Origin of the sequence: Pantoea sp. USMM079 (assembly GCF_037153115.1) — a bacterium.
Taxonomy (GTDB): Bacteria; Pseudomonadota; Gammaproteobacteria; order Enterobacterales; family Enterobacteriaceae; genus Pantoea; species Pantoea communis.
In genome coordinates, this window is record NZ_JBBCKX010000001.1 from 799,710 (window position 1) to 812,737 (window position 13,028).

The window sequence follows — 13,028 nt, forward strand, 5'->3', positions numbered from 1 at the left end:
TTCAACTACACTTGCCTGATTCAAATGAGTAAAGAGGTTTACATGACGCAATCCCCTGACAGCAATCAAGCCTGGCTATTGGCATCGCGCCCCGATGGCGAACCGGTTAAAGAGAATTTCCGGCTTGTTGAACAACCTATTCCCTCCATCAAAACAGGTGAAATGCTGCTCCGCACGGTTTACCTCTCACTGGATCCTTATATGCGCGGGCGCATGGATGAAAGTAAATCCTATGCGCCTCCGGCACAACTCGATCAACCAATGGTCGGCGGTACGGTTTCACAGGTGGTTGAATCGCAGCATCCCGATTTTAAAACCGGTGACTGGGTACTGGCAGGCAGCGGCTGGCAACGTTATGCCGTCTCGGATGGCACTGGCGTGGCGAAAATTGACGATCTGCCCCACCCATCCTGGGCGCTGGGGATCCTCGGGATGCCCGGTTTCACCGCTTACATGGGCCTGATGGACATTGGCCAGCCAAAAGCGGGCGAAACCCTGGTGGTCGCCGCCGCGACGGGCCCGGTGGGAGCCACCGTCGGGCAACTGGGTAAGCTCAAAGGCTGTCATGTGGTTGGCGTTGCCGGTGGTGAAGAGAAATGCCGCTACGCGATTGAAAAACTCGGGTTCTCAGCCTGTCTCGATCACTATCGTGAGGATTTTGCTGAACAGTTGGCGAACGCCTGCCCGGACGGGATCGATATCTATTTCGAGAACGTTGGTGGCAAAGTGTTTGATGCCGTGTTCCCGCTGTTGAACACCGCCGCTCGCGTACCGGTTTGTGGACTGGTCTCAACCTATAACAGTGGCAAAACCCTACCCGCTGGCCCTGACCGTACGCCACAAATCCTGAGTGGGATATTGAAGCGCCGAATCCGTATGCAGGGATTTATTATTTTCCAGGATTACGGTGATCGATATCCAGAATTCCTGCAGGCGATGACGCCGTTGGTTGAACAGCAGAAAATTCACTATCGTGAACACATGATCGATGGATTAGAAAATGCACCACAGGCGTTCTTCGATATGTTGAAGGGTAATAACTTTGGTAAAACCGTGGTCAAAGTGGCTGAAGAAGAGTGATAAGGGCCGGTTATTCTTAACATTAAATAACCGGCTAAATAGCAGCGTTATCTCTGTTTGGCCTGCGGCAGCAAGAGTTCCGTCAAAATTTTATTACGCTGTTTTTTGGTCAGCCAAAACATGCGTGGAACCCACGCCGGACGCGGCTGCGCGGCATAGAAATGCTGCATTTCATCTAACCAGGTTGCGTTGTTCATTGTTCCCTCCTTTGTTAAAAAAAGTATGGAGGGAAAAAACCGGAACAAATAGTGAGAGGATTATAAAATTTGTTCCGGGTTTAAACAGTCATGGCAAATCCAGGGAAAATTTAACGCCCTTTCTTTTTACGACCAGGTTGAGCAAAGCGCTGACGTCCTGCTGGTTTGGCCGCAGCTTTCTCTGGAATCTTTGCACCGTTCGATGCGACTTTTTTCGCCGCTGCTGCCGGTTTCTTTTTCGCCTGGCTTTGCTGCGTTTTTTTGTCTTCGGATGAAGAATCCTCGATCAAGTTAAACAACTCAATCAATTCGTCATCAGTAAAATCACGCCATTCGCCCAGCGGGATGCCTTTCAGACTGACGTTCATGATGCGGGTACGTTCAAGCTTGGTGACTTCGAAGCCAAAATGCTTGGTCATTCGGCGAATCTGGCGGTTAAGACCCTGAACCAGGATGATACGAAACACAAAGGTCGACTCTTTCTTCACTTTGCATTTTTTGGTCACAGTACCCAGCATCGGCACACCCGCCGCCATCCCGGCAATAAACTCGTCGGTGATGGGCTTATCTACGGTCACCACGTACTCTTTCTCGTGGTTGTTACCGGCGCGCAGGATCTTATTGACCAGGTCACCGTGGTTGGTGAGGAAAATCAGACCCTGTGAGTCTTTATCCAGACGGCCGATCGGGAACACGCGTTTACTGTGGTTAACAAAATCACCGATGTTATCGCGTTCACCCTCTTCCAAAGTGGTAATAATGCCCACCGGCTTGTTGAGCGCAATCAGCACTAAATCTTCTTCGTTACGCGGCTCGATCAGCTGCCCATTCACTTTCACTTCATCCCCGGCAAAGACCTGTGCGCCAACGGTCGCGCGCTTGCCGTTAATAAAAACGTTGCCTTGTTCGATGTAACGATCGGCATCACGTCGTGAGCAGATTCCGCTCTCGCTAATGTATTTGTTCAGGCGCGTGGATGAGTTGGGCAGCATGGTTCCTCCGAAAAAAAACGGACTATACAACAACCTTAGACGTTCTGTAAGACACGGTTAAACATCATTGTTCCAGCTTGTAACCTCATCACCGTTTGGTAACAGCACACTAACATTGTGGTTGTTCCTCAGGAATCGATCAGCGACAATCGCCATCCATCGCGTTTCCTTATGACAGAGTATGACCTTCATGACACACCTGCGTCGCGCCAGCTGGATAACATCGCTGCGGACTTTCCTTGCCCGTCTTTGGCCGCATCCGTTACCGGTCGCCAAAAAACAGAGAGTGATGGCCAGCATCGGTGCGGGTCTCGGCCTGATGATCACCAGCCTGACCAGCCATTGGCTGCTTGGTGAGGTCAACTTATGGTTTGTGGCACCGATGGGGGCGTCTGCAGTGCTGCTTTTCGGCTTACCGAATAGCCCGTTGGCGCAACCCTGGTCGATTGTTGGCGGGAATCTGGTCGCAGGCGTGATCGGCGTGACAACCGCGATGTATGTGCCCTATCCCGCAGTCGCTTGCGGCATTGCGGCTTGTCTCGCCATTGCCGTGATGTTTCAGCTGCGCTGCTTGCATCCTCCCAGCGGGGCGGTGGCGCTGACAGCGATTCTGGGCGGCAGTGGCGTTCAGCAATTGGGATATCAGTTTATTCTCTCTCCCGTGCTGCTAAATTCCGTGTGTCTTGCTGTACTGGCAATCATTTTTAATAATCTTGCGGGTCGCCGTTACCCGCATCCGCTGGCCGCAAACGAACCTAAAACGAATTCAGTGGCGCTTGAAGTGCCAATTACTCGCGATGATCTGCATCAGGCACTTGAGAACGGTCAGCTACTCGACATTGACGAGGATGATTTGCAGCAGTTGTTACAGCGCGCTGAAGAGATTGCCCGTCGTCGGCAACAGTTACCGCCACAGCCCCTGAAGCGCGCCAGTTAAATTGCAGGCGATATGAGCCCCGTCGGCTGACCGCATTAACACAAACCTCGGCTTATCTCCCCGCCGAAGCCGTGAATCCTTACACCATTATCATCCACTTCGACCACCGCAAAGGGTATTTCGCTTGGACCATCGAGCATGCCCTTCATGGTATAAAACCCTGTCTGACCGATGTATGCAGCGTTGCCGCGGTGGTCATGTCCTGAGAAGCAAAAATGTATGTTGTAACTAGAAAGGAGTTCCACCAGCACACTGGCGTTCATCAGTATATGCGTGGTGTGAGGCGCCAGCGGGTAATGACCAAACACCCCCACTTTCTCCCCCCGTTGCTGAGCTTCAATCAATTGCTGTTCAATCCAGTTCAGCTGCTGCTGACCGACGGCACCGTTCCATGGCTGAGCCTGCGGCTGTCGCTGCGCCTTTAATTCCGCCAGCAGGTTCTCCGCCTGGTAGTAGTCGTCACCATTCTGCGCGTTGCAGTATAAACTGACATCGTTACCGTCATAAACGATGAACCGCCACCCCGCTAAACGAAACGCGTAATAACTTTTAGGGAGTGCCGCACGATTATTCAGATGCTGAGCAAGGGTTTGCGCATCATGATTCCCCAACACTACCGCATGCGGATGCACCAACTGGTCATACAGCGGCAGAATGGCGGCATAGCTTGCCCAGTCCCGGTCAACCAAATCCCCCAGCGTGACAACAAAATCCAATGGCTGCTGATTCAGGGCCTCAATCGCCTGCGGCAACTTATCAAGTGCATGACGGTAGTAGAGGTTATTGGCGATATCAGCTTCGACATCGGCATACTGCGGATCAGCAATCACACCGAAACGCAGCACGTTATCCATCATTGCAGGACGTAAATCAGGTAAAGCATAAAGCTCGGCCACATCGCCGAGGAGTTCGCGCTGCAAGGATGTCAATGGATGCGGATGAGTCACGAAAAACACTCCTTAGCGAATACCAGCACGCATGAACGACTGAATAAACTGGCGCTGGAAAATCAGGAACAGCACCAGTAACGGCAAGGTGGTCATCAAGGTAGCGGCACCAATGAGCGCCCACTGTACGCCCTGCTCTGGCGCCGAGAACAATTGCAATCCGACCGTAAGCGGTCTTACGTTGACGGAATCGGTAATGACCAGCGGCCACAGGAAATCATTCCAGTGGAAACTGATGGAGACCAGGGCAAAAGCGATGTAGATCGGTTTCGCCAATGGAATGTAGATTTTGCGCAAGATATAAAACCGACTGGCTCCCTCCACAATCGCCGCCTCTTCCAGCACCAGCGGGATGCTTTTAAACGTCTGACGCAGCAGAAAAATGGCAAAAGCAGAGGCGAAATACGGCAATGCTATTCCCGTTAAGGTATCGCGCAGCCCAAACGCACCGATGGTTTTGTAATTGTTCAAAATCAAAACGTCCGGACTAATCATCAACTGCAGCAGGATCAGCGCGAAAATAACCCCTGAGAATTTCATTTTGAAACGCACCAGCGCATAGGCCGCCATGGTCGCTAAAATCAACTGCACCAGCACAATCATCAGCACCAGCAAGGTGGTATTGAGGAAGTAGCGGGCAAATGGCGCGGCATGCCAGGCCTTGATGAAATTATCAAAGGTTAGCGGCGAAAACAGCGAAAAACTGGCCTGATCCGATGCCGGATGGATTGCCACCCACACCGCTACCAGAATCGGCAGTAGCCACAGCAGCGCTGCCAGCCAAATGGTCAGGTTCAGACACCAGCCACCCAACGAGTTCATCTTCTTCATTGATAATGGGCTCGCTTGTCCAGCAACGTAAATTTGAACAGCGCAATCGCCGCGAGGATCACCAATAACACCACGGTCATGGCCGCAGCAGCAGGCATATCCCAGAAACTGAATGCGGTGCGATAGATATAGAACAGCAGCAGACTACTGCTGTTGTTGGGGCCCCCGTTGGTCATAGCAATCACCTGATCGACAATGCGGAAGGCGTTCATCGAAGCATTGATCAACACAAATAGCGTCGTTGGCATCAACAGCGGCCATTGCACGCGACGGAAAAAGTAGCCGCGTGAAGCCCCTTCTATCGCTGCCGCTTCATTGAGGCGGGGATCTATCTGCTGTAAGGCAGCAAGATAGAAGATCATAAAGAAGCCCGCTTCACGCCAGACAGAAACCGCCATCAGACAATAAAGGGACGTGCCCGGCTCACCGAGCCAGTTCACGGCAGGCAGTGAGAACAGCGCCAGCAACTTATTCAACAGCCCCAGCTGCGGAGTGTAGAAAAACAGCCACAAATTAGCGATGGCAATCATGGGGAGCAATGATGGGATAAAAAACGCCGCGCGGACCAGCGAATTCGCTGCCAATCGTCGATTCACAGCCAGCGCCATCATTAACGCCAGCGCGACGGCCAGCGGAATGGTGATCAGTGCATACAACAAGTTGTTCCAGAGCGACTGGATGAAGATATCGTCATCCAGCAAGGCCATGTAATTATCCAGCCCAACAAAGTGGGCCGGATGATTATTACGGGAAGCGCTGAACAGACTCTCCCAGATCGTCGCCACCGCGGGATAATGCGTAAACAGCAGCAAAAAACTCAGTGCTGGCAAAATCAGCAGGTAACCATAAAGCTGCGTCGACCAGAATGCGGGACGACGCTGCGCCGCACTGGCATTTATCGTGCTCATCGCGCTTCCATTACTGGTAGGACTTCAACAGGCGATCCGCTTGCTTCTGCGCACCTTCAAGTGCTTCTGCCGGGGTTTTTGCCTGGGTCACCGCCGCTTCGACAGCATGGTTCAACGCATCCTGAATCTGTACGCTGTTGTAGGTCGAGAGTTCTGGCTGCGCATACTTCAACTGTTCACGCGCGACCAGCGCCTGAGGGACCTCTTTCACGTAGTCTTTCATCACCGTGGTGTCCCATGCTGCTGGAGATGTCGCCACATAGCCTGTCGCGATACTCCAGCGCGCAGCTTGCTCCGGTGAAGTCACCCAGCGGATAAACTCCATCGCGGCTTTTTGCTGCTCGGGTGAGGCATTCTTAAAGACGTAAAGGTTACCGCCGCCGGTTGGGCTGCCACGCTGTGTTTTCTCTGGCAGCATCGCCACACCAAATGGGAATTTGGCGTTATCGCGCACGTTGGTCAGGTTACCGGTGGTGGTCACCATCATGGCGGTTTTACCGCTGATAAAGTCCTGTGGTGTGGTACCCCAGGCGATGGCGCCTTTCGGTGACACTTCTTCTTTTTGCCCGAGGTCGGTCAGCCATTGCAGTGTTTCAACGTTACCAGGGGTGTTGAAATGTACGGCCGTGCCTTTTCCGTTATCCAGACGACCGCCATTGGTGGCAGAGAGTCCCTGGAAGTTCCAGTAACCGTTTGGCGTGGACGGAATCTCGATGCCCCATTGGCTCACGCCGTTAGCATCTTTGATGGTCAGTTTTTTACTGAATTCCACCACCTGCTGCCAGTTGGCCGGCGGTGTGTCGCCATTCAGGCCAGCTTTCTCGAAGGCCTGTTTATTCCAGTACATCACCACGGTTGAACGCTGGAATGGCACGCCCCACACTTTGCCATCAATGTGACGCAGGAACGCTGGATAGAATCCATCGATCCATTTTTTACCTTCATCACCGGTCGCCAGATCGCTGGCGGCGACAATCGCGCCCGCATCAATCAGGGAATAAGCCTCAATGTCACCAATGACCGCCAGCTGCGGAGTATTGCCACCCCGAAACGCGGTCAGCGCTTTGGTGACGGTTGTCGCATAGTCACCGGTGTAAACCGGCTGAATGCTCACTTCCGGATGCACTTTTTCGAAATCAGCCACCAGCGCGTCAACGGTGTGGCTGACTTTGCCACCGACCGCGATCGGATAGTACATCTGCAATTTAACTGGATCGGCGGCAAAAGCGGAAACCGTAGTACAGAGCAGTAAAGCAGAGGCCAGGCGTGAGTAGCGAATCGCAGACATGATTATCCCTTGGGCGAAAAACAACGGTTAAACAGCGTATTTTTTCTGTGAAACAAACATCTGTTGCTCGGCAGACACACAGCGCTTGCCGGTCGTGGTGGAAAACAGATATTGACGGGTTGCTGACCACTGCAAGCCGACCTGGCTGTCCTCGACAAAATGCTGCATGCCGGGCACTTTTACGGTGATGGCATCGGACAGACCCGCGAGTTGGCACACCAGCAAGGTATCAGCACCCATGTATTCGTAGCTGATCACTCTGGCCTTTAAGGCAGCGTGCTGAGGTGAGATCAGCTGAATATCCTCGGCGCGCAAGCCCAGGCTCAGAGCAACTTCATCACATTGCTCAACTACCGGCGCCGGTAAATGGCTAAGATAATGACGGTTTTCTTTGTTGTGCAACGGCAGGATATTCATGGGTGGCGCGCCGATAAACTGCGCGGCAAAAACCGTGGCGGGGTTGTTATAGAGATCGTTCGTTGTGCCTTGCTGCTCGATGTGGCCGTCATTCAGCAGAATAATACTGTCCGCCATGCTCATCGCTTCGGTCTGGTCGTGCGTGACATACAGCATGGTGAGCCCCAGCTTCTTCTGTAAGGCACGAATCTCACGGCGCATGCTTTGGCGAAGTTTGGCATCAAGGTTGGACAGAGGTTCATCCATCAAACACAGGTTGTTATTCGCGATAACCGCCCTTCCCAACGCGACACGTTGCTGTTGGCCCCCCGAGAGCTGAGATGGCAGGCGATCAAGCAACTTATCCAGTTCCATCAGCTTGCTGACGTCATCCAGTCGGCTCGCAAACGTCTGCTTGTCTTCCCCACGCGCTTTTAAGCCAAACAGCAGATTCTCGCGGACATTCAGATGTGGAAAAAGCGCATAGGATTGAAAAACCATCGAGAGTTTGCGCTGCGATGGGGGCAAATGAGTGATATCAGCGTGTTTAAAGTGGATTTCACCGCGGTCGGCAGTTTCCAGCCCGGCAATGGTGCGCAGCAGAGTAGATTTTCCACAACCGGAGGGCCCAAGCAGCGCAACAAAGCTCCCTTCTGCGGCATCAAAGGTAATGTCATTGAGGGCAATTTTTTCCCCCCAGGCTTTAGTGATGTGATGTAGCGAAAGGTGGCTCATGCATCCGCAGTCCTGAAAACAGAATGGCGGTAAGCTAGCTCAGGGAAATGAAGAATTTATGTTGCTGGGGTGACGGTTGGGTGACTGGAACAGGCTACCCTGCTGTTATAAGGGAGTGAAAAAACCTGCCGTGCAGTTTATATAAAGTCAAAAGGACGGCGATAATTGCCGTGCAACTCAAACACAACAAACCAATGCTTCCATCTGGTTTGCTTAATTTGAAATTAACGGCGATAATTGCCGTCATATGACCATTATGCAAACCAAAAGCAATGTTGAACGCTGAAAGTCGTAAAAGGCTGAAACAGATACTTCCTGCGGGATTACTCGCCACTAAACCCTGGTTGGTGACACAGGGTTTTAATCCGCACTTCATTGATAACGCGGTCAAAAGCCAAACCCTGCTGACACTGACCCCTGGGGTGTACGTCCGCGAAACATCGCTGGTTAACTGGAAAGGCGTTGTCACCTCATTGCAAAGAATGAGTCTCTTCCCCATCCATGTCGGCGGATTGAGCGCACTCGATCTGGAAGGACTCGCACATTATCAATCACGTAGCAAACATATCCACATCGAGCTATACGCAGAAACGGCATTGCCTGCATGGCTGAATAAAATTGACAGCAACATTCATTTTGCATGGCACAGCACCCGCCGGTTATGGCCAGCTTCACTGATGCAGGAAATACGCTATCTTCGTGAAGATCACTGGCGAGAGTCACTTCCGCCCTTGCTCTACTCTACACCCGAAAAAGCGATTCTTGAGGCCCTGGCCGGGGTTCCAACAGCAATGAGCTTTGAACATGCAGATCAACTGATGCAGAGCTTGCCTACTCTATCGCCAAAAAAGTGGATGCGCTTTTGCGTGCCAGCTCCAGCATCAAGAGCAAACGATTATTTTTATGGCTGTCTCAGCAGCATAATCATGCCTGGTTCAAATACCTTAAGCCGGAAGAATATGATTTAGGTGTGGGTAAACGTGAAATAGCACGTGGCGGCAGATTGGATAAAACATGGAATATTACCGTCCCCAGGGAGTCGAATTAATGGACCGCCAAAGTGTTTATTGGTGGAAATTACATAATTTATCGAATATGCAGCCATCTAAACACACTGAGGCGCTGGCGAAACTCAAAGAGGTATTGCTAATAACCACTTAGCTAAGCCATGCAGCATGGCTTAGCCACGGAATAGGATTTACTGCGACATACTCAAAATCGTCCGAATATTTTGCGCCGTGGTCGCCACAATGTCGATCGCCCCGGTACGCAGTGCGCCGAGTAGTGCCATCGCTTTGGTATTCTCGGAGGCAATGGCAATCACGCAGGGAATTTTACGTAATTCCTCGATGCTAAGACCAATCACCCGGTCATTCATCACCGTATCCACATGCTGTCCCTGGGCATTGAAGAAGTCATAACCCGCAACATCCCCGGTGACGCCCTGATTCACATGCGCATCGATGATCTCATGCGGCGTAAACCAGCCGAGTTTCACCATATAGCTGTTTTCATTCATATCACCGATACCCACCAGCGCCACATCCGCTTTACGTGCGCGATCGAGCGTCTCTTTGATGGTGCCATTCTGCATAAAGGCATCGCGCAGTGCGCGGTTCTCGACATAGGCAGGTGCGTACAGGGTTTCACTGATACCGCCAAATTTCTTGGCGAGTCGACGGCTGATATGATCGGCGTTAATCGCATCACCGGGACGATGAGTCCCACCAATGCCGCTGATAAACAGGCAGTTACGTGTCGGCACCTGGCCGGGGTAATCGGCGACAGCGGCGACGTTGCGCCCTTGCCCGACAGCGACAATCGCATTGTCTTTTAACGATTGTGCCAGATGGGCTGAGACTAACGCCGCTACCTGACGACGCTGTTCTTCATCGTCCGGCGAATCCAGTGCAATGAGCGCACGTTGTAGTTGGGGGAAGCGGCTTTGCAGCTGTTGTTCAAGGCGCGTACTGAACACCGGATGGTAGCGCACATTAATTTCGACGATGCCCTCTTCACGCGCACGTTTGAGCAGTCGGCCAACTTTAATGCGGGATATCCCAAACTTACGCGCAATCTCCTCCTGGGTGATTTCGTCCTGATAATAGGCCACCGCAATTTCTGTCAGCAGCTCGGAGTCCTGAGAAAGCGTGTTTTTTTCCATCCGTTACCTGTCTTGTATCGTGACACCTAATTTAAGGAGGGAGTTATATCATTGATACGACTCGCTTCGCCAGACAGCAGCGAGGCGAGTCGCAGGTTGCATCACGCTTAACGTTTAATGGCGTCGATTTTCAGCATGCGGGCAATCACGATATCCAGCTCTTTCTGATCGAAGATCTGCTTCCAGTCTGGCTTCACAATCTTCTCGCGACCGTATTCCATGGCGATCATACAGGCATCAGAGAACGGGTTGGTGGCGCGGAAGGCCACGGCCAGTGCGATCTGAATATGGCCATACAGCATCGCTTTGGCCGCTTCTTCCGGCACGCCGCTGTGCTTGACGGTCTCATCCAGTGCTTCTTTCATAAAAGCACCCACCATGCAGGCCACGGTTTCCACCAGCGTTGGCTCCAGATAGGCCAGCTGCGTCACCGTGACCCAATGCACTTCCTCTACCGGACCGTACATCACGCTAATGACTTTGCTCAGTTCGGCTTTCTGCGCATCTGAGCCGGTTTCATACGAAGCCGCCACATGCTGTACCGCCGCGATGCCACCGAAGGCATCCGCGTGCTCTTCTTTGGTGTAGCGCTCAAGGAACACGGAAGGATGGCAAGGGTGCGCCACCGCATATTCGATGCCGTCACGATGGGCAATCAGGTTTGCGTAAGCCGCAGCCGGGTCCAGCGTCAGCAGAATCGCACCGGCCTTCATCTGTGGCACCACGCCCTCAGACACTTTGCCCAGCACGATATCCGGTACCGCCAGAATTACCACGTCACTGACCGGCACAACGGAAGCGGCATCAGACAACTCACGGCCTTGCGCCGTAACTTGTTCCTGCGCCTTCGGTGAGTTCTCAACGTAAAACACCTGGTAATCGCTTTTCTGGAAGTTGGCAGAAATGCGCATACCCATTTTGCCGCCTGCGCCAATTACGGTGATGGTTTTCAATGCATTGCTCATTGGTATAACTCCTGATCTTGTTTACTACGTAAGAATTCAACGGTTCGGCGCGTCCATTCGGCTTCGCGCTCGCAGGTCAGCACGGCATCGTCCTGCCACGGCAACCAGTGTTCAACGATTTGATTAATCTCTCTTTCTGCCGGACGCACGCTGGCGATCATCCGGTCATAGTCCAGCAGGCCTTCGCCCATCAGGCAGCCAGCATAGGTAAAGCCGACCCAGCCATCACGACGCGTAAAGGCAAAATCTTTGATGTGCAGGTTGCCGACGCGCGCCGCCGTAATGGCGATCACCTGTTCAGGCAATTCCAGTCCTGCTACGCAGTTAGCGGGATCGAGACACACGCATAACCACGGCGAAAGAAACTTATTGATCACCGACATCATCGCGCCGCTGTTGACCTGCTCATACGTCTCCAGGCACAGACGCACCTGCTGACGGGCGAAATCAGGCAGCACCGCACCAATCAACTCTGCGGCTTCATCCAGTGACGGACGGTGATCGGCGGTGTAGAACATGGAGCGCACCACATGGGCATCGAGAATATTCGCCATATGCAGGTAACGGCGCAAATGCGCAGTGCCTAAGCCACGTGTGCCTAACTCCAGCGTGATGCCCAGCTTGTCGGCCAATTGCCGAAGGTCCTGCAACTGCGCATCAGACCAGCTTTCAATCGCCGGATAATCACAAATCTGGAATACCGAGACATCCATCTCGGCGGTCTGCTGCAGCATCTGCTCCAGCGATAGCGGGTTGGGCACTTTGCTGGACATGCGCCAGAAAAAGGCATAAGTACTGAGTCCGATACGGCTCATTAACGGATCTCCTTCGCCAGCACGCTGGCCTCTTCAATAATTTGCGCCAGCGCATTCGGGTCATGGGCAAAACGGCCCAGGAACAGACCATGAACGTCTGGTCCCAGGCGCTGAATCAGCCCCGGCCCGGCGCTGCCGCCATAAATGATTTTTAAGGTGATACCCTCCGGCGTTTTCAACTGTTGCAGGCCCGAACACACTGCGCGGATATAGCTATCCGGTGCAGGTTGTGGTGCACCAATCGCCCACTGCGGCTCATAGGCAAAGAACACCTCGCCTTTTAGACCTTGTTGCACTGCATCAGCCAATGCTTCCGCCAGTTGCTGTTCGCACAGTGCGATAGCCTGATCCGGCCCGGCCTGTTGTTCTTCGCCGATACACAGCACCGGTGTTAATCCGTGTCGCAGCGACATAGCCACTTTGGCAGCAATCTGCGCTTTATCTTCATGAAAGTGGCGACGACGTTCAGCGTGACCGATTTCGGCCAGTGAGCAACCGAGCTCCTGCAACATGCTGGCGCTGACCTCACCGGTCCAGGCGCCGTTCTCAGCCTGGCAAACATCCTGGCCGCCATAGCGAACCGGTGTTTTTGCAAAAATGTCAGCCACAGCGGGAATAGCCGGATAAGCGGGCAGTACAAACAACCCGACATCACCGTTTTTCACCGCCGGCAACTGAGCCAATCCGGCGACTTTGCGGCACCAGTCCAGTGTCTGCTGGTAACCGAAATACATTTTCAGGCTGACGCCGAGCCAGATTTTGGGCTGAGACAT

At 52.9% G+C, this 13,028-nt stretch carries 13 protein-coding genes and 1 pseudogene; 3 read left to right on the top strand and 11 right to left on the bottom strand.

Going from position 1 to position 13,028, the window contains the following annotated elements; genetic code table 11:
• The first annotated feature begins 42 nt into the window (after positions 1-42).
• Complete coding sequence (locus tag WFP70_RS03790; RefSeq protein WP_337022640.1) at positions 43-1,080, top strand: NADP-dependent oxidoreductase; 1,038 nt, start codon at positions 43-45, stop codon at positions 1,078-1,080.
• 47 nt (positions 1,081-1,127) lie between these two features.
• Here WFP70_RS03790 and WFP70_RS03795 read toward each other — a convergent pair whose 3' ends face one another.
• Entirely contained in the window at positions 1,128-1,277 is a 150-nt protein-coding gene (locus tag WFP70_RS03795) for a hypothetical protein (RefSeq protein ID WP_160832916.1), read from the bottom strand.
• 110 nt (positions 1,278-1,387) lie between these two features.
• Positions 1,388-2,269 carry a 23S rRNA pseudouridine(2604) synthase RluF gene (gene rluF, locus WFP70_RS03800; RefSeq protein WP_337022641.1) on the bottom strand — a complete coding sequence of 294 codons (882 nt, stop codon included), beginning with the start codon at positions 2,267-2,269 and terminating at the stop codon, positions 1,388-1,390.
• 190 nt (positions 2,270-2,459) lie between these two features.
• On the opposite strand from rluF, the gene WFP70_RS03805 reads away from it, so the two are divergent.
• Positions 2,460-3,206 (top strand): HPP family protein, encoded by a 747-nt coding sequence (locus WFP70_RS03805; protein WP_160867311.1) that lies wholly within the window; start codon positions 2,460-2,462, stop codon positions 3,204-3,206.
• 35 nt (positions 3,207-3,241) lie between these two features.
• On the opposite strand, the gene WFP70_RS03810 is transcribed toward WFP70_RS03805, so the two are convergent.
• The 5 genes from WFP70_RS03810 to WFP70_RS03830 are packed head-to-tail and all read right to left on the bottom strand — an operon-like array spanning position 3,242 to position 8,311.
• Positions 3,242-4,153 (bottom strand): metallophosphoesterase, encoded by a 912-nt coding sequence (locus tag WFP70_RS03810; protein WP_160867310.1) that lies wholly within the window; start codon positions 4,151-4,153, stop codon positions 3,242-3,244.
• A 12-nt stretch (positions 4,154-4,165) separates the two neighbouring features.
• Positions 4,166-4,984 (bottom strand): carbohydrate ABC transporter permease, encoded by an 819-nt coding sequence (locus WFP70_RS03815; protein WP_337022643.1) that lies wholly within the window; start codon positions 4,982-4,984, stop codon positions 4,166-4,168.
• Positions 4,981-5,892 carry a carbohydrate ABC transporter permease gene (locus tag WFP70_RS03820; protein WP_337022644.1) on the bottom strand — a complete coding sequence of 304 codons (912 nt, stop codon included), beginning with the start codon at positions 5,890-5,892 and terminating at the stop codon, positions 4,981-4,983. The genes WFP70_RS03815 and WFP70_RS03820 overlap by 4 nt, the downstream gene beginning before the upstream one ends.
• A gap of 10 nt (positions 5,893-5,902) precedes the next feature.
• Entirely contained in the window at positions 5,903-7,180 is a 1,278-nt protein-coding gene (locus WFP70_RS03825) for an ABC transporter substrate-binding protein (protein WP_337022645.1), read from the bottom strand.
• Between the two features lie 27 nt (positions 7,181-7,207).
• A complete protein-coding gene (locus WFP70_RS03830; RefSeq protein ID WP_337022646.1) occupies positions 7,208-8,311 on the bottom strand; it encodes an ABC transporter ATP-binding protein in 1,104 nt (367 codons plus the stop codon).
• A gap of 272 nt (positions 8,312-8,583) precedes the next feature.
• Here WFP70_RS03830 and WFP70_RS03835 point away from each other — a divergent pair.
• Positions 8,584-9,359 (top strand): annotated as a pseudogene (locus tag WFP70_RS03835) (type IV toxin-antitoxin system AbiEi family antitoxin domain-containing protein).
• 150 nt (positions 9,360-9,509) lie between these two features.
• On the opposite strand, the gene WFP70_RS03840 reads toward WFP70_RS03835, so the two are convergent.
• The 4 genes from WFP70_RS03840 to WFP70_RS03855 form a co-directional block, all read right to left on the bottom strand.
• A complete protein-coding gene (locus WFP70_RS03840; protein WP_160867306.1) occupies positions 9,510-10,475 on the bottom strand; it encodes a sugar-binding transcriptional regulator in 966 nt (321 codons plus the stop codon).
• A 107-nt stretch (positions 10,476-10,582) separates the two neighbouring features.
• Positions 10,583-11,440: a phosphogluconate dehydrogenase C-terminal domain-containing protein gene (locus WFP70_RS03845; protein WP_034823572.1), complete on the bottom strand. Its 858-nt coding sequence runs from the start codon at positions 11,438-11,440 to the stop codon at positions 10,583-10,585.
• Complete coding sequence (locus WFP70_RS03850) at positions 11,437-12,255, bottom strand: sugar phosphate isomerase/epimerase family protein (protein WP_337022647.1); 819 nt, start codon at positions 12,253-12,255, stop codon at positions 11,437-11,439. Before WFP70_RS03850 ends, WFP70_RS03845 begins: the two co-directional genes overlap by 4 nt.
• Positions 12,255-13,028, bottom strand: a complete 774-nt coding sequence (locus WFP70_RS03855) for a triose-phosphate isomerase family protein (RefSeq protein ID WP_337022736.1) — start codon at positions 13,026-13,028, stop codon at positions 12,255-12,257. Before WFP70_RS03855 ends, WFP70_RS03850 begins: the two co-directional genes overlap by 1 nt.

What these genes read in the sequence shown, in the direction of transcription:
- WFP70_RS03790 (WP_337022640.1), top strand. Translation starts at nt 43, where the DNA reads ATGACGCAATCCCCTGACAGCAATCAAGCCTGGCTATTGGCATCGCGC.
- WFP70_RS03795 (WP_160832916.1), bottom strand. Translation starts at nt 1,277, where the DNA reads ATGAACAACGCAACCTGGTTAGATGAAATGCAGCATTTCTATGCCGCG.
- rluF (WP_337022641.1), bottom strand. Translation starts at nt 2,269, where the DNA reads ATGCTGCCCAACTCATCCACGCGCCTGAACAAATACATTAGCGAGAGC.
- WFP70_RS03805 (WP_160867311.1), top strand. Translation starts at nt 2,460, where the DNA reads ATGACACACCTGCGTCGCGCCAGCTGGATAACATCGCTGCGGACTTTC.
- WFP70_RS03815 (WP_337022643.1), bottom strand. Translation starts at nt 4,984, where the DNA reads ATGAAGAAGATGAACTCGTTGGGTGGCTGGTGTCTGAACCTGACCATT.
- WFP70_RS03820 (WP_337022644.1), bottom strand. Translation starts at nt 5,892, where the DNA reads ATGAGCACGATAAATGCCAGTGCGGCGCAGCGTCGTCCCGCATTCTGG.
- WFP70_RS03825 (WP_337022645.1), bottom strand. Translation starts at nt 7,180, where the DNA reads ATGTCTGCGATTCGCTACTCACGCCTGGCCTCTGCTTTACTGCTCTGT.
- WFP70_RS03830 (WP_337022646.1), bottom strand. Translation starts at nt 8,311, where the DNA reads ATGAGCCACCTTTCGCTACATCACATCACTAAAGCCTGGGGGGAAAAA.
- WFP70_RS03840 (WP_160867306.1), bottom strand. Translation starts at nt 10,475, where the DNA reads ATGGAAAAAAACACGCTTTCTCAGGACTCCGAGCTGCTGACAGAAATT.
- WFP70_RS03845 (WP_034823572.1), bottom strand. Translation starts at nt 11,440, where the DNA reads ATGAGCAATGCATTGAAAACCATCACCGTAATTGGCGCAGGCGGCAAA.
- WFP70_RS03850 (WP_337022647.1), bottom strand. Translation starts at nt 12,255, where the DNA reads ATGAGCCGTATCGGACTCAGTACTTATGCCTTTTTCTGGCGCATGTCC.
- WFP70_RS03855 (WP_337022736.1), bottom strand. Translation starts at nt 13,028, where the DNA reads ATGTCTCAGCCCAAAATCTGGCTCGGCGTCAGCCTGAAAATGTATTTC.